General features: G+C 67.9%; 22 protein-coding genes. 12 read left to right on the forward strand and 10 right to left on the reverse strand.

From position 1 onward, the window contains the following. Positions 1-58: 58 nt before the first annotated feature. Positions 59-343 (reverse strand): hypothetical protein, encoded by a 285-nt coding sequence (locus tag RW112_RS13810; RefSeq protein ID WP_317782327.1) that lies wholly within the window; start codon positions 341-343, stop codon positions 59-61. Between the two features lie 207 nt (positions 344-550). Between RW112_RS13810 and RW112_RS13815 the strand changes: the two genes are divergently transcribed. The 3 genes from RW112_RS13815 to RW112_RS13825 all read left to right on the forward strand — a co-directional run bounded on the left by RW112_RS13815 (position 551) and on the right by RW112_RS13825 (position 2,616). Continuing rightward, the gene (locus RW112_RS13815; protein WP_317782328.1) at positions 551-1,210 is read left to right on the forward strand and encodes a protein tyrosine phosphatase; all 660 of its coding nucleotides are present in this window, start codon (positions 551-553) and stop codon (positions 1,208-1,210) included. 130 nt (positions 1,211-1,340) lie between these two features. Further along, complete coding sequence (locus RW112_RS13820; protein WP_317782329.1) at positions 1,341-1,892, forward strand: sigma-70 family RNA polymerase sigma factor; 552 nt, start codon at positions 1,341-1,343, stop codon at positions 1,890-1,892. Beyond that, positions 1,885-2,616: a hypothetical protein gene (locus RW112_RS13825; RefSeq protein WP_317782330.1), complete on the forward strand. Its 732-nt coding sequence runs from the start codon at positions 1,885-1,887 to the stop codon at positions 2,614-2,616. The genes RW112_RS13820 and RW112_RS13825 overlap by 8 nt, the downstream gene beginning before the upstream one ends. Positions 2,617-2,651: 35 nt before the next feature. Here RW112_RS13825 and RW112_RS13830 read toward each other — a convergent pair whose 3' ends face one another. Beyond that, entirely contained in the window at positions 2,652-3,170 is a 519-nt protein-coding gene (locus tag RW112_RS13830; RefSeq protein WP_317782331.1) for a hypothetical protein, read from the reverse strand. A gap of 268 nt (positions 3,171-3,438) precedes the next feature. Between RW112_RS13830 and RW112_RS13835 the strand changes: the two genes are divergently transcribed. Genes RW112_RS13835 through RW112_RS13845 form a run of 3 tightly spaced genes read left to right on the forward strand, consistent with a single transcriptional unit; the run spans position 3,439 to position 5,845 of the window. Continuing rightward, the gene (locus RW112_RS13835) at positions 3,439-3,939 is read left to right on the forward strand and encodes a sigma-70 family RNA polymerase sigma factor (RefSeq protein WP_317782644.1); all 501 of its coding nucleotides are present in this window, start codon (positions 3,439-3,441) and stop codon (positions 3,937-3,939) included. Continuing rightward, positions 3,936-4,631, forward strand: a complete 696-nt coding sequence (locus tag RW112_RS13840; protein ID WP_317782332.1) for an anti-sigma factor family protein — start codon at positions 3,936-3,938, stop codon at positions 4,629-4,631. The genes RW112_RS13835 and RW112_RS13840 overlap by 4 nt, the downstream gene beginning before the upstream one ends. Positions 4,632-4,672: 41 nt before the next feature. Next, entirely contained in the window at positions 4,673-5,845 is a 1,173-nt protein-coding gene (locus tag RW112_RS13845; protein WP_317782333.1) for a pyridoxal phosphate-dependent aminotransferase, read from the forward strand. Here the strand turns inward: RW112_RS13845 and RW112_RS13850 are convergent. Both RW112_RS13850 and RW112_RS13855 read right to left on the reverse strand, forming a co-directional pair. Next, complete coding sequence (locus RW112_RS13850) at positions 5,842-6,321, reverse strand: SRPBCC family protein (RefSeq protein ID WP_317782334.1); 480 nt, start codon at positions 6,319-6,321, stop codon at positions 5,842-5,844. The genes RW112_RS13845 and RW112_RS13850 overlap by 4 nt on opposite strands. Positions 6,322-6,353: 32 nt before the next feature. Continuing rightward, complete coding sequence (locus RW112_RS13855; RefSeq protein ID WP_317782645.1) at positions 6,354-7,160, reverse strand: DUF1206 domain-containing protein; 807 nt, start codon at positions 7,158-7,160, stop codon at positions 6,354-6,356. A 260-nt stretch (positions 7,161-7,420) separates the two neighbouring features. Between RW112_RS13855 and RW112_RS13860 the strand changes: the two genes are divergently transcribed. After that, entirely contained in the window at positions 7,421-8,998 is a 1,578-nt protein-coding gene (locus tag RW112_RS13860) for a hypothetical protein (protein WP_317782335.1), read from the forward strand. 60 nt (positions 8,999-9,058) lie between these two features. Further along, positions 9,059-9,505 (forward strand): hypothetical protein, encoded by a 447-nt coding sequence (locus tag RW112_RS13865; protein WP_317782336.1) that lies wholly within the window; start codon positions 9,059-9,061, stop codon positions 9,503-9,505. Positions 9,506-9,527: 22 nt separating this feature from the next. Here RW112_RS13865 and RW112_RS13870 read toward each other — a convergent pair whose 3' ends face one another. Together RW112_RS13870 and trmB are read right to left on the reverse strand one after the other, a co-directional pair. Further along, positions 9,528-9,935 carry a hypothetical protein gene (locus RW112_RS13870; protein WP_317782337.1) on the reverse strand — a complete coding sequence of 136 codons (408 nt, stop codon included), beginning with the start codon at positions 9,933-9,935 and terminating at the stop codon, positions 9,528-9,530. A gap of 6 nt (positions 9,936-9,941) precedes the next feature. Further along, entirely contained in the window at positions 9,942-10,913 is a 972-nt protein-coding gene (gene trmB, locus RW112_RS13875) for a tRNA (guanosine(46)-N7)-methyltransferase TrmB (protein WP_317782338.1), read from the reverse strand. Positions 10,914-11,054: 141 nt separating this feature from the next. On the opposite strand from trmB, the gene RW112_RS13880 reads away from it, so the two are divergent. Together RW112_RS13880 and RW112_RS13885 are read left to right on the forward strand one after the other, a co-directional pair. Continuing rightward, positions 11,055-11,648, forward strand: a complete 594-nt coding sequence (locus tag RW112_RS13880; RefSeq protein WP_317782339.1) for a class I SAM-dependent methyltransferase — start codon at positions 11,055-11,057, stop codon at positions 11,646-11,648. 31 nt (positions 11,649-11,679) lie between these two features. Beyond that, positions 11,680-13,014 carry an MFS transporter gene (locus RW112_RS13885; RefSeq protein ID WP_317782340.1) on the forward strand — a complete coding sequence of 445 codons (1,335 nt, stop codon included), beginning with the start codon at positions 11,680-11,682 and terminating at the stop codon, positions 13,012-13,014. Positions 13,015-13,068: 54 nt separating this feature from the next. On the opposite strand, the gene RW112_RS13890 is transcribed toward RW112_RS13885, so the two are convergent. Then, complete coding sequence (locus tag RW112_RS13890) at positions 13,069-14,262, reverse strand: ABC transporter substrate-binding protein (RefSeq protein ID WP_317782341.1); 1,194 nt, start codon at positions 14,260-14,262, stop codon at positions 13,069-13,071. A 224-nt stretch (positions 14,263-14,486) separates the two neighbouring features. Continuing rightward, positions 14,487-15,779 carry an MFS transporter gene (locus RW112_RS13895; protein WP_317782342.1) on the reverse strand — a complete coding sequence of 431 codons (1,293 nt, stop codon included), beginning with the start codon at positions 15,777-15,779 and terminating at the stop codon, positions 14,487-14,489. Between the two features lie 159 nt (positions 15,780-15,938). Here RW112_RS13895 and RW112_RS13900 point away from each other — a divergent pair, with 159 nt between their 5' ends. Together RW112_RS13900 and RW112_RS13905 are read left to right on the forward strand one after the other, a co-directional pair. Next, positions 15,939-16,412 carry a MarR family winged helix-turn-helix transcriptional regulator gene (locus RW112_RS13900; protein WP_317782343.1) on the forward strand — a complete coding sequence of 158 codons (474 nt, stop codon included), beginning with the start codon at positions 15,939-15,941 and terminating at the stop codon, positions 16,410-16,412. An 85-nt stretch (positions 16,413-16,497) separates the two neighbouring features. Further along, positions 16,498-17,961: an MFS transporter gene (locus RW112_RS13905; protein WP_317782344.1), complete on the forward strand. Its 1,464-nt coding sequence runs from the start codon at positions 16,498-16,500 to the stop codon at positions 17,959-17,961. A 51-nt stretch (positions 17,962-18,012) separates the two neighbouring features. On the opposite strand, the gene RW112_RS13910 is transcribed toward RW112_RS13905, so the two are convergent. Both RW112_RS13910 and RW112_RS13915 read right to left on the reverse strand, forming a co-directional pair. Further along, on the reverse strand, positions 18,013-18,351 hold the full coding sequence (locus RW112_RS13910; RefSeq protein WP_305942552.1) for a hypothetical protein: 339 nt from the start codon (positions 18,349-18,351) through the stop codon (positions 18,013-18,015). 183 nt (positions 18,352-18,534) lie between these two features. Beyond that, positions 18,535-19,827 carry an MFS transporter gene (locus RW112_RS13915; RefSeq protein WP_317782345.1) on the reverse strand — a complete coding sequence of 431 codons (1,293 nt, stop codon included), beginning with the start codon at positions 19,825-19,827 and terminating at the stop codon, positions 18,535-18,537. Between the last annotated feature and the right edge of the window lie 13 nt (positions 19,828-19,840).

Genomic DNA, 19,840 nt, shown 5'->3' on the forward strand with positions numbered 1-19,840 from the left:
TCCGCACCGACAAGGGGGAACCCGCCGCGTGCAGCGGCCGGTTCCCCCTTGCACGTCCTCAGCTGTTCTGGTGGAGCGCTTTCGCCAGGAAGTCCAGGACGTCGTCGTCCACTTCTTCAACTGACGTCAACCGCACCTTGCGGTCGAAGAAATCGCCGGCGCGGACTTTGACGGCAGTAAGCCGTCCCGCGGGCGGCGCGTCAAGCCGCAGCCCGGCCGCGCGGGCCAGCTCAGCCCACCACCCGGCGTCGTGGCCGGACTTGCGCAGGAGCAGGGCGTGGTTGTTGTCCACCATGGTCTGCCAGGTCCTGGCCGCGTTCTTCAGGTCGGTCGGGTTGCGCATGTGCTGATCCTAGCGCCGCCGCCGGCCCGTCTCCGGTCCCCAAAAAAGCGGCGCCCCAAACCGCCCCCGAAAGAATTTCCGGAACCGCGTAACCTTTCCGGACCCCGCATCGATGTAAGGGGAGTGCGGACCGCGTCCGCACCGCTTGAGTGGCCGGATCCAACCTGGCCGTTACTGACACTGTTGTATATGTTTTCGGAGGGTTTCATGTCCTTGTTCACTATTTTTGCCACAAGTAAGGTTGCTGCGAGCGCATTGGCGGCCGGCACGCTGGCGGTCGGTGGCACCGGCGCAGCCGCATTTGCCGGGGCCCTTCCCTCTGACATTCAGCAGAGCGCCCACGAACTGCTCGGCGCCCCCGCTCCGCACGTCGGCGGCGTTTCCGAGACCGCCGCGTCCGGCGCCGCTGAGGCATCCGCTTCCGCCACGCCGTCCGCCTCCGCCGACGCAGCCGGCTCCGTTGATGGCGAAGACGCCAGCGCCGAAGCCTCGGCCGCCGCCGCCGGCCCGGACGCCACCGGCCCCGCCGCTTACGGCCTGTGCACCGCCTTCACCAAGGGCGGCCTGGAAGCATCCTCCACCGCTTTCAAGTCGCTGGCCATCGCAGCCGAGGGCGAAGCCAACATCGGAAGCTACTGCGATGACGTCGTTGCCGCCGGCAACGCAGGTGCCAATGCAGCCGCTAAGGCTGACGGCAACGAGGCTGAGGTTGCCGGCAACGGCAACGCCGCCGTCGACGTTGAAGCCCCGGAGGTTCCCGAAGCACCGGAGCTGCCCACCCAGGCAGCTGTTCCGGCCGCACCGGAGATCCCCGCCGAAGTCCCCACTGAGCTCCCGGAACTGCCCACCTCGGCTGGCCGTCCGTAAAGCAGTTACCTATGGTGGACCGCGGGACTCCTTCCCTTGGCAGGAGTCCCGCGGTGCAACAGCGGCCGGTCCGCAGCCTTCCGAACCCGGAAATTTGTGACCGCGCTCCGCAGGATGGAGGAGCCTGAGGGTGCTCGACACTTTGGCAGATGAATACGTGCACACGGACGGGACCGACCCCGCCGTGCTGTTCACCCTTGTCTACCGCAAGTTCTCCGGCGCCGTCCTCGGGTACCTGAGGGCGCGGGGAGTGGACGATCCGGAAGCGGTCACCCAGGACGTGTTCCTGGCCTTCTATCCGAAGCTTGACGGCCTGAGCGGCGGGCTCCAGGGTGCCAAGTCGCTCGTCTTCTCCATCGCCCACGCACGCATGGTGGACCACTACCGCCGCAACGAGCGCACCCCGGCACTGAGCCCCTACGAGTCGGACCTCGACGCCCGCAGTACGGCATCCGCCGAGGAACTGGCGCTCGAGAATGTGCACGGTGCGGGAGCGCTGCTCGACGGTCTCAGTCCGGACCACCAGGAAGTCCTTGCCCTCAGGGTGGTTGCGGACCTGTCGGTGGAACAGGCCGCCGAGGTCATGGGCAGGACCACGGGGGCAGTCAAACAGTTGCATCGCCGGGCGCTGAGCGCCCTCAGGGAACGCGCCTCAATAGGAAGCCAGGCACATCATGAGTGACACCTCCTCATCCCGGAACCAGCAAATCATCGACGAACTGCTGGCCGACGCCGGCATGGAAGACGCCGGCGACCTTCGCCCCGTCCTGCTGGAACTGCGTGCCCTGGCGGCGGACAGCCCCCGGCCGTCCGCCGCAGTGGAAGCCCTGATGGCGCCAGCGGTTGAACAGCATGCCGTGGAACAGCCGGCCGTTGACGAACTGGCTGCCCGACGACGCCGCAAACGCCGCCTGCCGCTCACGGCCTTTTCGGTCGCCGCTGCCCTTGCCGCCGGCGGTGCCGCCGCGGCCGCCTCCGATGAGAACTTCCGCCAGACCTTGGGAAATGTCCGGCATGCCGTGACGGTCGTCGTAGGGACCCTGACCTCCGGAACAGGGACGACTGGCCAGCCCGCGCCGGAAAACGGGGAAACGGTGCCCGGTCCGCCGGCGACTGCCCCCACGACGCCGGGAGCTACTCCGGCGGACGGCGGCTCAAGCCCGGGCGGTCGGGCCGGCGGCACCACGGCCGATCCCGCCACGCCATCACCGGGCACGGCCGGCAACCCGGGCCACACGCTGCCCGACAAGCTCGATCCGCGGGACCCGGGCACCATCCCGGACCCGGGCCAGCCGCTCACCGGGAAGCCGCTTCCCTCTTCCCCGGTGGGCCCCGATCCCTCCGAGCTGATTCCCACACCGCCGATCGAGCTGCCTGACGTGCCCGGTCCCTTGCCGTCCAAGTAGCCGGCCGGCCAGCACCCGGGATAGCGTCCTCCGGCCTAGTAGCCTGCCGAGGGGGCTTTCACCATCTCTCCCGCCGGGCTGACCAGGTACCAGACGTCGTTGACGCCCTGGCCGGTAACGTCGCCGGCAGCCTTGTCCTTGATGTAGTAGTACACCGGCAGGCCGCTAATGGTCACCTGCTTCTTGCCCTCCGGCGTGGAGATGGTTCCCACGGTGCCCGTGATGCCCTCGACGGCAGGCTCGTCGGATTCCGTGAGGACCGGAGGCCACGCGGCAATGCACGCACCGGTGCAGGCGCTGGTGCCGGAATCCTTGACGTCCTTGGTGAAGAAATAGACGCTCATGCCTTGCGCGTCCACCACAACCTGGCCGGCGGCTGTTGACGCGGTCTTCAGTTCCGCCGGGGCGGAGGCCGCCGTCGTGCTCTCCACCGTGGTGGGTGTGCCGGTGGCGGGAGTACCAGTGGTGGGTGTGGTTCCGGTCCCGCCGCCGCAGGCGGTCAGGGCAGCGGCCAGCGCCACGATGGACAGCCCGGCGCCCCATTGCTTTTTCATGTCCAGCTCCTTGGATTCGTGCCGGCCAAAACGGTGGGGTCCGGCGCTATCCGGTACGACGTGCAAGGAAGCAGAATGGTTCAGAACGCAGAATGGTTCAGAACGCAGAATGGTTCAGAACGCAGGATGGTTCTGCCGGGTGAACCGTTTAGGCCCGGGCGGCGTCATAAGGGGGAACGGAGGGCGTCCGGCCCGCCGCGGCAGCACCAGGCAGCACGAGGCAGCACACACAATGCATGGCACCATCAGCACGGCGGGAGGGGCACGGATGCCGCTCGATGAGGAAGTGGTGGCAGCGATCTACCGGGAACACGGCCCGGCGCTGCGGCGCTTTGTGCTGAGCGCCTCGCGGGATCCGCAACTGGCTGACGACGTGGTCCAGGAGACGGTGCTCCGCGTCTGGCAGCAGGCTCCGGAAATCACCGGCAGCCTGCGGAGCTACCTCTTCCGCACCGCCCGGAACATCATGATCGACAACTACCGCAAGGCCCAGCGCCGTCCTGTCGAAGCGACGGAGCGGGACGTGGCGGATCCGGCGGAAGCCAGCGAACGGGTTGATGAGCTGCTCAACCGCGTCTTGATGGAGGAAGCCCTGCTGCGGCTCAGCACCGAACACCGCGATGTCCTGGTGGCGCTGCACTACCGCCGCCGCACCGTCGCGGAGGCGGCCGTCGAACTGAACATCCCGGCGGGGACGGTGAAGTCCCGTGCGTTCTACGCGGTGCGGGCGCTGCGGACCATCCTGGACGAAATGGGGGTGCAGCGGTGAACAACGCAGACCTGCACCAGCTGTTGGGCGCCTACCTGCTGGGCGGCCTCGAGCCGGCCGAAGCGTCGCTGTTCGAACAGCATCTGGGCGGGTGCGCGGACTGCCGCCGGGAAGTGGACGAACTCGCCAGCCTGCCGGCGCTGCTGGACGCCCTGCCTGTTGCCGACGCCGTCGCCCTGACCGGAGCACCATCCGGGCCAACAGCACCCGCGGAAGCTACATCGTTGGGGGTAGCTTCCGCGGGGGAGCCCGACGCCCTGCTGGATGAGCTGGCGGTCAGGCGCCGGAAATCACGACGGCGGCGGGCGGCTTTCGCCGCGGCCGTGGCCGCCGCGTGCCTCGCACTGGGAGTGCTCGCGGCTCCGGTGTTCAACCCGCCGCCCCGCCCGGATGCCAGCTACTCGGTGGAGGCCCCGGGCGGGCTGCAGGTCCAGCTTGCCCTCATGAAGAAAGCATGGGGGACTGAGGTCTCGTTCTCCGGCACCAGGCTGCCCACCGAGGGCACGCTGTCCCTGTGGGTCAAAGGCCAGGACGGTACCGAGGACCGGGCCTGCAGCTGGTCTGCGACGCCCGGGGGCCGGTCCAGGATCACCGGAGCAACGCCCACCCAGATCAGCAGTATCAGCAGCGTGGAACTGCGCGACGAAGGGCAGCAGACTGTGGCCGTCATTTCCATGGTGGAAGGCCCGTAGGGCCCATTGACGCGTTCCGCACCCGGTGGGACGCTGGGCACATGGTCCGCGGCAGGACAGGGCGGTTCGCCCGGATTCAGCCTTTCGGCATCGATAAGGTGGCAGCCGCCGTCGGTGGTGATCCCGATGTGCTTCGCATGGAGAACCTGGACACGGATGTCGCGCCGCCGCCGTCGGCCGTCATCGCAACGCGGGAAGCGGTGGGAAACAAGGCCGCCAACAGCTGGCTCCCGTTCACGGGCACGCTGGCCCTCCGGCAGGCCGTGGCGCACCGGCTCCGGCAGCAGACCGGGCTCGCGTACGATCCGCGCTCCGAAGTGGTGATCACCGGCGGTGCGCTCGCGGGAATGCTCAGTGTTCTCCTGGCGACCGTGGACCACGGCGACGAGGTGATCCTCACGGATCCAACTTACGCGGGAATGATCAACAGGGTCCGGCTGGCGGGGGCGGTGCCGGTGTTTGTCCCGCTGGTTGTTTCCGGCGGGCGCTGGCGGCTGGACACGGCCCGGCTGGCCGCGGCGGTGTCTGCCCGCACCCGAGCCATCCTGTTGATGAGCCCCGCGATGCCCACCGGCCACGTGCTCAACGACGCCGAATGGGGCGCCGTCCGTGACGCCTGCCTGCATGCGGACTGCTGGCTGCTTTATGACGCCGCCATGGACCGGATCCTGTTCGACGGCCTGCCGTACCGCCATCCGGCCTCCTTCCCGGAACTGGCCCCGCACACCATCACCCTGGGCGGCGTCTCCAAGAATTACCGCATGATCGGCTGGCGCGTCGGGTGGGTGGCCGGGCCGCCGGAGGTGATGGGAGATGTGGCGCTCGCTGCGATCTACAACACCGCCGTGGCCAGCGGCTTCAACCAGGCCGGGGTCCTCGCGGCGCTGACCAACAGCGATGACGGGATCCCCGGCGCCGTGCGGGAGTGGCAGGCGCGGCGGGACCTGGTGGTGGAGGAGCTGGCCGGGCTGCCTGTCGTGGTGCCGGAGGGCGGCTGGTCGCTGCTGCTGGATGCGGAGGCGCTGGGGATGGGTGCACCGGAGCTGTCGCGGCGGCTCCTGGCTGCCGGCCGGGTCGCCGCGACCCCCATGACGGCGTGGGGAGAGGACGTGGCGCCGCGGTACGTGCGGCTGGTCTACGCCACCGAGCCCCTGGACAGGCTGCGCGGCGTCGGGGTGCGTGTCAGGGCAGCCCTCGACGGCGGGCGGTCTTAGGACTGCAGGGCGCGGAACTCCTGCACCAGCTGCGGATCCTCGCACGCCCGTGCGAAGGCTTCGATGCGTTTCTCGATCTCGCGGCCCAGCAGCCAGCTTCCCACCCTCTCCGCCACGGGCCGCAACCACGCCGGCCGGCACGAAAAGGTGTACTTCCAGACTGCCCGGGTGCCGCCGTCGGCCGCGGTGAAACGCCACCCGCCGCCAAAGTTGCCGAAGAACCACGGGCCGGACACCATGGTCATGCCCACGTTCCGGGGCGGTGCGTAGGAGACGTACTCGCTCACCATCACCAGCCCCATCTTCGAGACCGTCCGGGTGCGGACGCCCTTACCCGCGGCCCTGGCGCCGTCCAGCCAGCCCTGGGCCGAAATGAAGGGATCCCACTTCAGCCGGAAGTCGCCGGTGGTCTGGGAAAACGCAAAGGCGGTCTCCGGATCGAGGCGGATGAAGCGCTCGGCGCGTACCTGGGGCATGCGTCCACCCTAGCCGGGGGGCCGCGCCGCGCTCACATTTTGGCCAGTTTGGCGCGCACCATCTGGAACACGCCATAGCAGATCAGCCCGATTCCGACGGCGGCCAGCAGGTAAAGCCCGAACGGCTGGTCCCGCAGGGCCTTCAGCCCGCCGTCGAGCCCGGTGGACTCCTCCGGATGCGCCTGAACGGTGGCAACGACAATGAGCAGGCCCACCAGCAGGAGCGCAAACCCCTTGGCGACGTAGCCCACCACGCCCAGGACGGTAACCCCGGTGCGCATCGTGCCCGGGGCAGGCATGCGAAGGTGCTTTTCGAACGACTTCCGGATGCCGCGGATCCCGTACACGACTCCGGTGATGGCAACGGCTGCGCCGATGACGATCAGCAGTGCGATCCCGCCGGGGGCCTTGATCAGGGCGATGGTGAAGTCGCTGGTGGACTGGCTGTTGTCCTTCCCGGTGCCCACGGCGAAGGAGACGAGCGTGAGGGCGAAGGCGGCAAAGACCACTGCCTGGCCGGCCGCCTTGAGCTTGCGGAGGACTTTCTCCCGGGTCGGCAGGTGGCTGTAGTCGAAGATTGCATCGCTCGTCTGCCAGACGGCCAGGGCCACGCAGGCCGCGAAGCTGCTCCACAGCAGGATGGGGCCGGCAGGCTGGCTGGCAAGTTCCTGCACGGCGCCGCTGACGTCCGCCTTGCCCTCCCCGCCCATGGCCAGGCGGATGGCGATGGCGCCCACCAGGAAATGCAGGATGCCGCTCACTCCGAACCCGGCCCGGGCCATGAGCTCCAGCGGCCGCGAGTTGGTGACTTCCTCAGCCGTCCCTGCGGCCTCTCTCAGTTCTTTTTTGATGTCCGGATCCTCGTGCAGTTCTCGTCGCCGCGGGACTGTCCCGCCGTAGTGTTAAAGGCCAATCGTGCCACGGGAACGGGTTCCGGAACAGTTCCCGGCCCGGCGCCTGGTGCGGCAGTAGTCTGGAGGGGCAGCCGCCGGTTCCGGTGCTGCATGGGGAGTGATGCCCATGGCACCCCCTGCTGCAGGATGGCACGATATGGACCAGCCACCAGTTTCGTAGCTGCACCATTCTCCGGGGAGACTCCATGACTTTTTACGGTGCTGACGTCAGTCAGCTTCGCGCCTTGGCCAAGGCCGCAGACAAGGCTGCTTCGCTGCTAAGCACCAGGGCTTCCTCGCTTCAAAGCCAGATCATTGCCGCTCCCTGGAAAGGCGGCGACGGCGAGCGCTTCCGTCAGGAGTGGACCGGCAGCCACCGGCCCGGCATTGAACGGGTGGTGGCGAGCCTCCGGCAGAACTCGAAGCTCCTGCTCCAGCACGCCGCGGAACAGGAGCGGTCCTCGGCTGCCGGTTCCGGCGGCACCGGTTCAGGGCAGGGCGGGCTGACCGGACTGCTCGGGCAGCTGAAGAACTGGGCGCAGGAAAAACTGGAGGCTGCCCGTGAAGCCGCCGAGCACCGGGCCGAACTGCGGGGGCAGCTGGAGGCGATGGCCGGGGCCAGTCCCGAGGAACAGGCCACATGGTGGGACGGGCTCTCGGCCGCGGACAAGAAATACCTGATCGAGGGTGAGGGCCCGGACGGTCCGCTGGCACACGACCTGATGGCCATGGACGGCGGGATCCCGAAATCAGCCCAGAACCTCGCCCGGGAGCACCTGCTGGAGCTGGCCAGGGAAGACATCCCGGTCTATACAGAGACGGGCAAGGCCACTATCGACGCCCGTGTGCTGTGGATCCACGGCGGCGCGGAGGTGGGTACGGAAGTGGTGGAAAACGCAGACGGCTCGGCCACGGTGAAGGTCTACGGCAACATGGGCCTGGGCGTGAACGACACCACCGGGTCAGCCGGCGCCACCCTCAGCGGCGAAGTGGCGCGGGAGTACACGTTCGACAGCATTGAAGAGGCCGTGGCGGCCCGGAACCAGATGTACGCGGACCTCCCGCCGGACAGCGTGGGCGATATCAAGGACGTGGCCGGCAACCCGCCGGACTACATCCTGGACACCCTTAATGATGCAGCGTCGGATAACGGGTCCAGCGGCCATGAGGACAAAGCCAAGGGGTCGCTGAGCTTTGAAGCGGGGGCCGACTCCGCCGATGCCGAAGGCTCCGCCAAGCTGGAACTGGCCTACGAAAAGAACCTGAGTGACGGGACGTCCAAGGGCAGCGTGGAGGTTTCCGCACAGGGCAGTTTGGACCTGGACGGCCGGACGTTCGAGGCCTCCGGCAAGGGCGGGCTGGAACTGAACATGGACAGGGACAACAACCTCAGTTCGGTGTCGCTGTCCATGGAGGGTACCGTGGCGCAGGGCGTCAAGGAGGGCCTGGACGTGAAGGCCGGCAGCATCGAATCCAGCGTGACGGCCGGCACGCAGGGCAGCGTCAAGATCGACATCGATTACACGCCGGAGAACAGCGCCGTGATCGACAGCTACATGAAGAATGTGGCTCTGGGGAACGAAGCGGCAGCTGCCCGGGACGCCGCCAGGCTTTACGAGGCCGGCTCGGCCACCATTCAGGTGAACAGCGTGGTCACGGCGTCCAACGAGGCGGGATTCGACGTCAAGGCGGGCGAGGTCAAGGTCAGCACGGAAAACCAGGTCAGCACGAACGTCAGCACGTACCAGAAGGTCCCGAACGACACGAGGCTGTCCCGGCTCTAGTACCGCCTGCCCTACGAACCTGCAAACACTGCGTTACCGCTGAAGGAGCAATCGCCAGCCATGACAGTTCACATCGAATCCCCGCTCGGTTTCACCGCGGACTTCCCCGACCACACCCTCATCCTGGATGACTCCACCGCCGGTCCCGGCACTGAGCAGTACGGGCTGCTGGGGGACGTCCTCGTCACTGTCATCAAGGACGATACCTCCGTCGAGGGTCCGGCGCAGGCCAACGGCTGGGCGCACCTGATGTCAGCGCACTACCTTGACGAGCGCGGCGGCAGCCTGCTGACCGAAGGCGAACTGAACCTCCCCGGCAAGGCCGCGTACGCCGTCGTTGTCGGTTATGACGACGCACGGGGTGACGCGAAAGCCGCCGCCACCGTGGGCGTGTGGGAAAACGACCGCTTTATCGGTGTGGTGGTGATCTGGCCGTATGCCGACCCGCAGCTCGAACCGCGGATCGGCCTGCTCAAGGAAGTGGTCGGCGCCATCCGGGTGAGCTGACGCCCGGCCCGGCACCCGGCGCTTAGCCGAGGAGGGGCCACGGTCCGGCCAAGCCGGCCCAGGTCCAGAGGCCGCCTGTCATGTTGAACGCAGTAAATGCCAGGCCCAGCATGCCGGTGATCCTCCCGGCATTCATCCGCTGTGAGCGTCTGATGGCCACGATTCCCGTAATCACCGAGGTCAGGACCAGCCCCGCCAGGAGGCCCACCAGGACCGTCAGCAGGACCCAGTATCCGCTGGTGTCAGGCAGCGGGACGTTGGCCAGGAGGGGCTCCGCGGCCGCCATGATGAACGTTGAGAGGCCGAACATGGCCGCCACCGGTGCCAGCACTGCGGTGACGAGGCTGGTGATGCCTGCCGCCAGGCCGCGCGAGTCAGCCGACCGGCGCTCCGGGGCGTGCGGCGGTACGGGCGGCTGCGCGGATGCCATGGTGCATCATAACCGCCGGTAGCACAGATCGAAGATGAGCCGGCCCGCTTCGTGCGCCTTGTTTTCGAAGCTCGTCCGGATCCGGCCCTCGAACCGCGGCGCCCAGCCGCCGGTTTCGTCCACGCCCTCGTTGGGCCCGGTGTGTTCGGTGCTCACCGGGGCGCGGCCCTCCTTGACCGGCGCGCCGCCCACCAGGGCTTCGACCCCGGACTGCCACACCTGCGTCAGCGGGCTTTCGGGACCCCTGCGCTCGCCGTCGTGCAGGTTCACGAAATCGGCGGAGCCGGCCATCACGTCGCGGACGTGGACGGCGTAGTTTGACCAGTCGGTGGCCACCCGGAACAGGCCGCCGGGTTTGAGGGCCGCGGCAACGAGTTCGGCGAACTCGGGCTGGATCAGGCGGCGCTTATGGTGGCGCGACTTGTGCCAGGGGTCGGGGAAGAAGACCCAGACCTCGCTGACGGAACCTGCCGGCAGCATGGTGGCCAGGACCTCCGGCGCGTTGGCCTCCACCACGCGGACGTTGCTGAGCCCGCGGCTGTTGATCTTGATCATCGTGTTGGCGAGCCCGGGCGTGTAGACCTCCACGGCCAGGAAATCCCAGTCCGGGTTCTCTTCGGCCGCGTGGCAGACGGCATCGCCCAGGCCCGAACCGATCTCCACGATCAGCGGAGCCGTGCGCCCGAACTCCGCCGCGGCGTCGAACACGTAGTCGGGGTGCACGGAAGTGTTGGCGATGTGCCGCGGGACGTCCACCGCCCAGCGGTCCGAGTGCTCCTCCCAGGCCACCTGCCGGCGGCCCTGCAAACGGGTTCCGCGGCGCACGAAGCTGACAGGCCGGCCGCCGTAGGTACCGAACGAGGCCTGGCTGCCAGGGGTCACCGGCCGGGTCGCCTGCGGCTGGTCGGCGGCTGAACCCGGGGCGGCCTCCGGCGTCTGGGCAGGTGCGGACTCGGGGGTTTCTGGGGATTCACTCATCCCATCCAGAATAGTTGAGTTTTTGTCCAGATAACGCGGGATGAGAGCGCTCCAACTCTCGATAAGTGGACAAAAACTCCCCTGGCCCGGGGGTGTCTCCTGGCCTTTCGGGCCGGCGCCGGACGTGCGAGACTGTCCCGCATGACTGATGCCGTGCGCAGCTATTGGGATAACCAGGCGGAGACGTTCGACGACGAAGCGGACCACGGTCTCGCCGACCCTGCCGTCCGCGGAGCATGGGAGGCGCTGCTGCTGCCGCTGATCCCGGAACCCTGCAGCGACGTGGCTGACCTTGGCTGCGGGACCGGCAGTCTTTCGCTGCTGCTGGGCAGGGCCGGGCACCGGGTCCGGGGCATGGACTTGTCAGGGAACATGGTGGACATCGCCCGGGCGAAGGCTGCGGCCGCCGGGGTGCCTGCGGAGTTCATGGTGGGGGACGCCTCTTCCCCGACGCTGGCGCCGGGCTCCTTCGATGCGGTGCTTGCCCGCCACGTGCTGTGGGCACTGCCGGATCCGGACGCGGCCCTGGCCCGGTGGATTGGGCTGCTTCGCGATTCGGGCACCATGATCCTCGTGGAAGGACTGTGGGGGACCGGTGCGGGGATATCCGCTGAACGCTGCCTGGAGTTGGTTCGCGGCCACCGCAAGAATGCCACCTTGACCAGGCTGGGGGACCCGGCGTTGTGGGGCAAGGAGATCACGGACGAGCGCTATTTGATCGTCAGCACGTCCTAGCGGCGGCGGTTGCGCGCCGCTGCCTGCAAGAATGGGGCTCGTGACCGAAGCCCAGAACACAGCCAGGAACACGGCCCGGAACGCGCCAGCGAAAACCATTGCCCCGGCGCGGGTCCGGCGTGCCGACGCCGGCACGCTGGTGGACGCCGAAATCGATGAGCTGCCCCCCGCCGAGCCCACGCACGTCAGCAGCCGCCGCGGACTGGTCTACCTCGGCGTGTGCCTGGTCCTGATCGGGCTGAACCTGCGCACGGTGTTCTCCAGTTTCGCCGCGGTGCTGCCGGAAATACGGTCCGACGCCGGGCTGCCCGGCTGGGCGGTGGTGGTCCTCACCACCGTGCCGGTGACCCTGCTGGGAGTATTCGCGCCGCTGGCGCCCGTCCTCGCCCGGCGGTTCGGTGCCGAGCGGGTGCTGCTCGGAGCCATGGGCGTTCTCACCGCCGGGCTCCTGCTCCGCCCACTTGACCTGCCGGGCGCCGGCCATCTGCCCGCACTGCTGGCCGGAACAGCTGCCTGCGGCGCCGCCATCGCCCTCTGCAACGTGCTGCTGCCCGGCCTGGTGAAGCGCGACTTCCCGCACCGGCTGGGGCTGATGGGAGGCCTGTACACCACCGCGATCTGCGCCTCGGCCGCCCTGGGCGCCGGCTTCACCTACCCCGTGTTCGCTGCGTCGGGGGAGTGGACAGCGGCGCTGTGGTTCTGGGCGCTGCCCGCCGGGGTCGTCCTCTTGCTCTTCCTTCCGCTGGCCGTCCGGCAGCGGCACCCCCGGCACCAGGCCGTTGCCGACGGCGTCAACGTGTGGCGTTCGGCGGTCGCCTGGCAGGTCACCATCTTCATGGTGCTGCAGGCCATGATGTCGTTCAGCGTTTTCGCCTGGCTGGCGCCCATCCTGCGGGAGCGCGGTGTGGACGGCGGGACCGCGGGGTTGATCGTCTCCGCCTCCATCGTCCTGCAGATGCTCGGCTCGCTGTTCGCGCCGGCGCTGGCGGCACGGTTCCGTGACCAGCGGGCCATCAACACGGTGGTGGCGCTGATGACCGGCGGCGGATTCGCATTGAGCATCTTCGGGCCGCTGGACTTCATCTGGGTGTGGACCGGGCTGCTGGGGCTCGGCCAGGGCAGCCTGACCGCGGTGGCACTCACCATGATCATGCTGCGGACCCGGGACGGGCACACCGCAGCACACCTGTCCGGCATGATGCAGGGCGTGGGCTACGGCGTGGGCTCCACGGGCACGCTGATGGTGGGACAGCTGCACCAGGCCACCGGATCGTTTGCCGCAGCGGGGGTGCTGTTCCTGGTGGTGGGCTCGCTCGCTGCCGTGTTCGGGTACCGGGCCGGACGGGACCGTTTCATCGGGGGTTAAGCCGGAGAAGGGACGGCCGTCGCCGCCCCCTCAGCACCACGGCAGTGGCCTGCGTCAGTCCTTGCCAAGCCCGGCGGCGCTGACTTTGCTGCCCCCGGTTTCCGCGGTGACGCTGTTCAGCGCGGTGAGGTCGAAGATGCCGCTGATGTCGGCCTGCTTGGTGGTGCCGGCGTCCACGCCGTCCTGCAGCAGCTTCTTGTACGCGCCGGCCAGCGGGTCCACGGTGAACACGATGTTCTTGAGGGACCGCTCAATGACGTCGGGCTTCAGTTCTGCGCCGGAGGCTTCCTTCAGGGCGGCGTTGATGACGGTGGATTTCTCGTCAGCGGCGGCGGAGTTGAGCCAGGTGACGGATTCGGCGTGGCCCTTCAGGAGCGCCTTGACGGTCTCCGCGTGCGCCGCGGCGAACTTCTTGTTCACGATCAGGATGGTGGTGGGGAACTCGCCCGGCTTGCCCGTCAGCGACCCGTCCCACAGGTCCTTCTCGTCCACCAGGACCTTCGCGCCGGCCTGCAGCACCAGCCGGGAAGCCCACGGCTCCGGCAGCCACGCGCCGTCGAGCTTGCCGTCCTGGAACAGCTTCAGCGTCTGCGCGTTCTCGGTCGGGTTGATGGCAACGTCGCCGCTGCCGTCGGTGTTGGTCTTGTAGCCCTGCGCGGCGAGCCACGCCCGCAGCGCCACATCCTGGGTGCCGCCCAGCTGCGGCGTGGACAGGGTCTTGCCCTTCAGGTCCGCGGCCGTGCCGATCCCGGGCTTGACCACCAGCTGCGCACCGCCGGCCGCGGCACCGGCAATGATGCTGACGGACTCGCCCTGGCTCTTCACGAACGAGTTGATCGCCGGATTCGGGCCGATATACGTCGCATCAATGGCCCCGGCGTTCAGCGCCTCAATCGCAGCCGGCCCGGCGTTGAACACCTGCGTGCTCAGCTTCGTCTCCCCCAGGCTCTTCGCAATAAAGCCTTCCTTGACCCCCACCAGGGCCGGGGCGTGCGTGACGTTGCCGAAATAGCCCAGCCTCAACTCCGCCGCGGGTGCTGCGGCTGCGGCCGCCGGCTGCGCGGATGTATTGCCCGTAGTGCCGGACAGTGACGATGCCACTGCCGCGCCGCCGGCGATGAGTGCCACGAGGCCCGCGGCGATGCCGATTCCTAGGGTGCGCCTGCGCTTTGGATTGGAGCTTTGGGGTTTGGCGGTTTGCCCCGCAACGATGCGGGTGGATCCTTCGGGGTTCTGATGCGATGACATGGGGATTCCTTCACGATTGCGGCGGTCCCCGCAGGGGCTCCACCGCAGGTCTGCGGTCGATTGGACTGAGACTACGGTCCGGCCTGTTGGACCATCAATGGCCCGCGTCGCGCGCGTTCACCCGCGTTAATCCAGTGACTCAAAGCGTCATCGGGGAACCCGAACGGGAGGCGCCGGGCGTGTCAAAGGTAACGGGGCGTCACGCGAGGTAACTGCCGCCGTCGTCATTGTTTGGGTTGCAGGAAAGTCCAGATGATCACGGCGGCCACCAGGGCGGTGGAAAGGAATCCAAGCCCGGAGTACCCGACGGCGGCCAGCACCGGACCGGCCAGCGCGCCGCCGGTTGCCCCGGCCGCGTTCATGCTCAGGTCCGAAACACCCTGGATCGCCGGCCGGTCCTGCACATGCGCGGACTCGGCCACCAGCGCCGACCCTGCCACCACGGAGGCGGACCAGCCCAGCCCCAGCAGGATCAGGCTAGCGGTGACGGCCGTGCCGGAGTCCGGAGCCAGCCCGGCCAGCACGAGTGAAACCAGCAGCATGGCCTGGCCCAGCAGGATGGTGCGCAGCCGGCCGGCTTTATCCGCCATCCAGCCGAAAACGGGAGACAGCGCGTACATGCCGGCGATGTGCAGGCTGATCGTCAGGCCGACCACCGTGAGGCTGGCCCCGTGGTCTTTCAGGTGCACCGGCGTCATGGACATCAGCGCCACCATGGCGGCGTGGCTGAGCGCGACAGCGGCCACGGCATACCGCGCCCGCGGGTTGCGCCGCAGAATCCGCAGGCCGCTTTGTGGCCGGGGCGCCGCGAGGTCAGGCACTCGTGAGGCCATGGCGGTGAGCAGGGGGTCCGGCCGCAGGCCGGTGGAATAGACGACGGCGGCAGCCAGCTGGGCGGCGACGGAAAAGGCGAAAGCGCCGGTCAGCGGGGGAAGGCCGAGGGCTGCGCCGACCGTCTCGCCAGGGCCAAAGAGATTCGGCCCCAGGACCGCACCGATGGTTGTGGACCATACGACAATGGAGAGGTCACGGCCCCGGGACCCCGGGCGGGACAGGTCGGTTGCGGCGAAACGTGCCTGCAGGTTCACTGCGGAGCCCGCGCCGAGGAGCATCAGGCCCAGCAGCAGCAACGGAAAAAGGCTCAGTGCGGCGGAGCTGATGGCCAGGACGGCTCCGGCTCCGGCGACCAGGGCGCCGGTGGACAGCGAGATCCGCCGGCCGCGTGCCTGGGCGAGGCGGGCCAGCGGGACAGCGGCGAAAGCGGCGCCGAGGGTGCTCATGGTGGCAGCCATGCCGGACCATGCGTTGGACCCGGAGAGCTGTGCCGCCAGCAGCGAGCCCAGGGAGAGGGTTGCCCCCATGCCGATGCCGCCGAGGACCTGGCCGCCGACGAGAACGGACACTACGCGGCGTTGGAGGCGGTGGCCATCCAGGCGGGCCCGGTCCGCTGCGGCCGCCGTTCCCGGCGTGGCGGACTCGTCTAGCTGCAGGCCTTCCGGCCGTTCCTCTGCGTTCATCCTGATCCTTCGGGGCTTCCTGCATGGCTTCCCGGTGGCCGGGGACACGCCCAATATACCCTAAGGGGTATTGTCACCGGAATCATGCGTGGCGTCCGGAGCGCCCCGGTCTTGGAGATCATAACCGGCCGGGTCCCTTCCCGCGCCTATGCTGAAGGGATGGAAAATGTTGGCCCAGGTGACCGTCAGGCGCAGGCAGTGGACCTCCGCGCCCTCGCTGTGGCCATCCTTGATATCTCCGCGGACGTCAAGCGGAAGTCCCACCAAGCGACCGGAGTCCGCCCGCTGCCCAACGGCCAGCTGGAGATCCTCCGGGTGATCGAGGACCACCCCGGGATCACTGTTGCCGAAGTCGCCGGCCGACTGGGCCGGCAGTTCAGCAACGTGAGCGTGCAGGTGCGCGAGCTTGTCACCGGCAACCTGGTGACGCGCACGCGTGACGCGGCTGACAAGCGTTACGTCGCCCTGCACCCCACGGCCGAGTCCCAGCGGATCAAGACCGTGCTGGAGGCCGCCTGGGCGGAATCGCTCGACGCGGCCAGCTCCCGGCTTCTTCCGGCCGAACGCGCACACATCGCAGCGAGCCTCCCGGCGCTCCAGCGCCTCGCCTCGATTCTCGACGGGTCCGCGTAGCCAGCATCGCACCCCGCATGCGGCGCCGGGGCCGGCCTAGATAGTTATACTTTTATAAGTATTACTACTTGGAGGGTATGACGGAATGGCACTAGCTACTGCAACAACGCAGGTGCGGCAGGAGAACAAGCCGCAGAAAGCGTGGTGGGCACTGATCTTCCTGGCCCTTGCGCAACTCATGGTGGTCCTGGACGGCACGATTGTGAATCTGGCCCTCCCGCGGCTGCAGACCGAAATGGGGATCAGCGATTCGGCGCGGTCCTGGGTGGTCACGGCCTATGCCCTGGCCTTCGGCGCGTTCCTGCTGCTGGGTGGAAGAATCGCTGATTTTTGGGGCCGCAAGCGGACCTTCATCGTGGCCTCCGTCGGTTTCGCCGCGGCGTCGTTCGTCGGCGGCATCGCGCAGCAAACCTGGGAGCTGATCGGCGCGCGCGCCCTGCAGGGTGTGTTCGCCGCGCTGCTGGCGCCTGCCGCGCTGGCGCTGCTGACAGTTGCGTTCCCCGGCGGCAAGGACCGCGGGACGGCCTTCGCGATCTTTGGCTCCATCAGCGGCGTGGGTGCAGCCATTGGCGTCCTTCTGGGCGGCTACCTCACGGACTACGCGTCCTGGCGGTGGTGCTTCTTCGTAAACATCCCCATCGCCATCATTGCCTTCATCGGCGTCTGGCTGACGGTGCGCGAAAGCAAGGCTGAAGGGTCCACCAAATACGACTGGCCCGGCGTCGTCCTCGCAGCCCTCGGCCTGGGGTCACTGGTCTACGGCTTCACAAATGCCGAACACGGCTGGGGTGCCCCGGAAGCCTGGGGCTTCATCCTGGCAGGCGTGGTGCTGCTGGCCCTCTTCGTGCTGGTGGAGAAAAAGGTGAAGCATCCCTTGCTGCCGCTCCGCGTTGCCACGGAACGCAACCGGGCAGCAGCGTTCTTTGCCTCGTTCCTGTCCGGCGCAGTCTTGATTGGCGGCATCCTGTTCATCAACTACTACATCCAGATCGTGCTCGGTTTCGCCCCGTTCCCGGCCGGCATTGCTTCCTTGCCCATGACCGTGGTGCTGATCGCCACCGCCGCAGTGGTTGCGAAGAACCTGCCGAAACTCGGGGCGAAAATCCCCACCGCGGTAGGCCCGGTCTTCATGGCGGCTTCCATGCTGTGGCTGACCCGGGTCAGCGCCGAGGGCAGCTATGCCGTGAACATGCTGCCTGCCCTGATCCTGATGGGGATGGGCCTGGGCATGGTGTTTGTTCCGATGCAGAACCTTGCCCTTTTCGGCGTGGACAAGGATGACTCCGGGGTTGCCAGTGCCCTGGTGAACGCCTCACAGCAGATCGGCGGTTCCCTGGGCATCGCACTGTTCAGCTCCATCGCCGCCGCAGCCACGGCCGCCGCTGGAGGCGCCTCCATGGCGGCCCTGACAGCCGGCTACTCGGCTGTGTTCCTGTGGGCTGCAGCCGTGGCAATCCTGATCATCCCGATTGCACTGGTCCTGATCAGGATCGACCGGACGACGTTCAGCGGCTCCGACGCCGACGCCGCTCCCGTCCACCTGGGCTAACCGCCGATAGGGACAAGGGCTGCGTCCCGCCGAAACAACTGGTGGCAGCAACTAGTTGCAGAACTGCCCGAATGTAGCGCCGGCCTTCTGGTAGTCGGCCTGCAGCTGGGCCATCTTTTCAGCGTCGGGCGACTCTTTCGCGTTCTCATCGGCGTAATCCAAGATCGCCTGCACGGCGGGCTTCATCTCATCGGAGGCACCCCCGACGAGCGGGCGGAGCCGGTTGCCCAGGATGATCATCCCGGTCTTGCCGGCGCTGGTGCTGGAGTCCGTCACAACGATCTTGAGCCGGTCGCAGGTTTCCGCTGTGGTCAGCTGTGCCGGTGCGGAGCAGGCGGAAGCGGAGATGATGAGCCCGGCGGCGAGCAGGGCCGTGGTGAGTTTCTTCATGGTTCCCTTGGTAGATGGCTGTCGGTCGATTGTACGCAGGTCCGGCGGGGCATCCGGTGTGCGGGCCGGGCTTGTGACGCTCCAGACGCGACCATAACCAAGGCCGGGCGGCAGTGCCGCCCGGCCTTGGCCGTTCCTCCTCAGTTGGCCTCTCAGGCGGACTATGCCGCCGGCCGGTGACCGCTAGTGCGTCAGGTCCTTGCCCTTGGTCTCAGGGATGGTGAAGACGAACGCGATGCCCACCAGCAACAGGAGCACGGCGTAGACGTTGAACAGGTTGGCCTGTCCAATGGTGCCCAGCCAGGTCTGCAGGTACGGGGCAGTGCCGCCGAAGGCCGCGACGCAGATGGAGTAGGGGACCCCGACGCCGACGGTTCGGATCTTGGTGGGGAAGAGCTCGGCGTAGACGGCCGGAACGATGGCCGCGCTGGCGGCAATGAAGAACAGCATCACGGACATCGTGACGGCCAGCTGCCAGGGGGAGTCCTTCAGCAGCCAGGTCATGGGGAAGTGGAACAGCGCGGCGCCGGCTGAACCCGCGATCAGGACCGGCTTGCGGCCGATGCGGTCCGACAGTTTGCCCCAGAACGGCAGGGCGGCGATGAAGACGATGTTGGCGATCACCCCGGCCCAGAGGGCTTCGCCGCGGTCCATCTTCAGTGCGGTGGCGGCGTAGCTCGGCGCCACGACGCCCCAGATGTAGTAGCTCACGGTCAGGCCGACGGTCAGTCCGATGACCTGCAGCGCCTGCTTGCGGTGCCGGTAGATCTGCGGCCACATCGGCTCGTGCTTTTCCTTGGGCGTTTCGGCTGCGAAGGCCTCGGTTTCCCTCATCCGTGCCCGCATCACCAAGGCATAGACACCCAGCGCGCCGCCGATCAGGAACGGGATGCGCCAGCCCCACGCGTTCATGTCGGCCTGGCTCAGGACGTTGGACAGGACGGCCCCGAGCAAGGTTCCGGCCAGGATTCCGGCGGTGCCGGAGGTGTAGATCAGCGTGGCCCAGAAGCCGCGCTTTTCCTTCGGGGCCATCTCGGAAAGGTAGGTCTGTGACGACGGCAGCTCGCCGCCGTGGGCCAGGCCCTGGATCAGGCGGGCCACCAGCAGCATCACGGACGCGAAGGCTCCCACGGCTTCGAAGGTCGGGGCAATGCCGATCAGCAGGCTGCCCAGTGCGGCGAGCCCCACCGCGAACGTCATCGACGTCTTGCGGCCGATCCGGTCACCGATCCAGCCGAACACGAAGCCGCCGAACGGACGGGCGACGAATCCGACGGCGAAGATCGCCAGGGTGGCGAGGAAGGCCGACGTCGGATCCGCCTTGCTGAACAGGGCGCTGGCGATGAACGGTGAGAACGTGGCGTAGATGGCCCAGTCGTACCATTCAACGGCGTTGCCGATGCCGGTTCCGATGAGGGTCCGGAGGTGGGACTTGTGAACCTGGACCTCGGCTGGCATGCCTACGGTGGAAGTCATGTGGGGCTCCAAA

The sequence above is a fragment of the Arthrobacter sp. B10-11 genome (assembly GCF_033142195.1).
Classification (GTDB): domain Bacteria; phylum Actinomycetota; class Actinomycetes; order Actinomycetales; family Micrococcaceae; genus Arthrobacter; species Arthrobacter oryzae_C.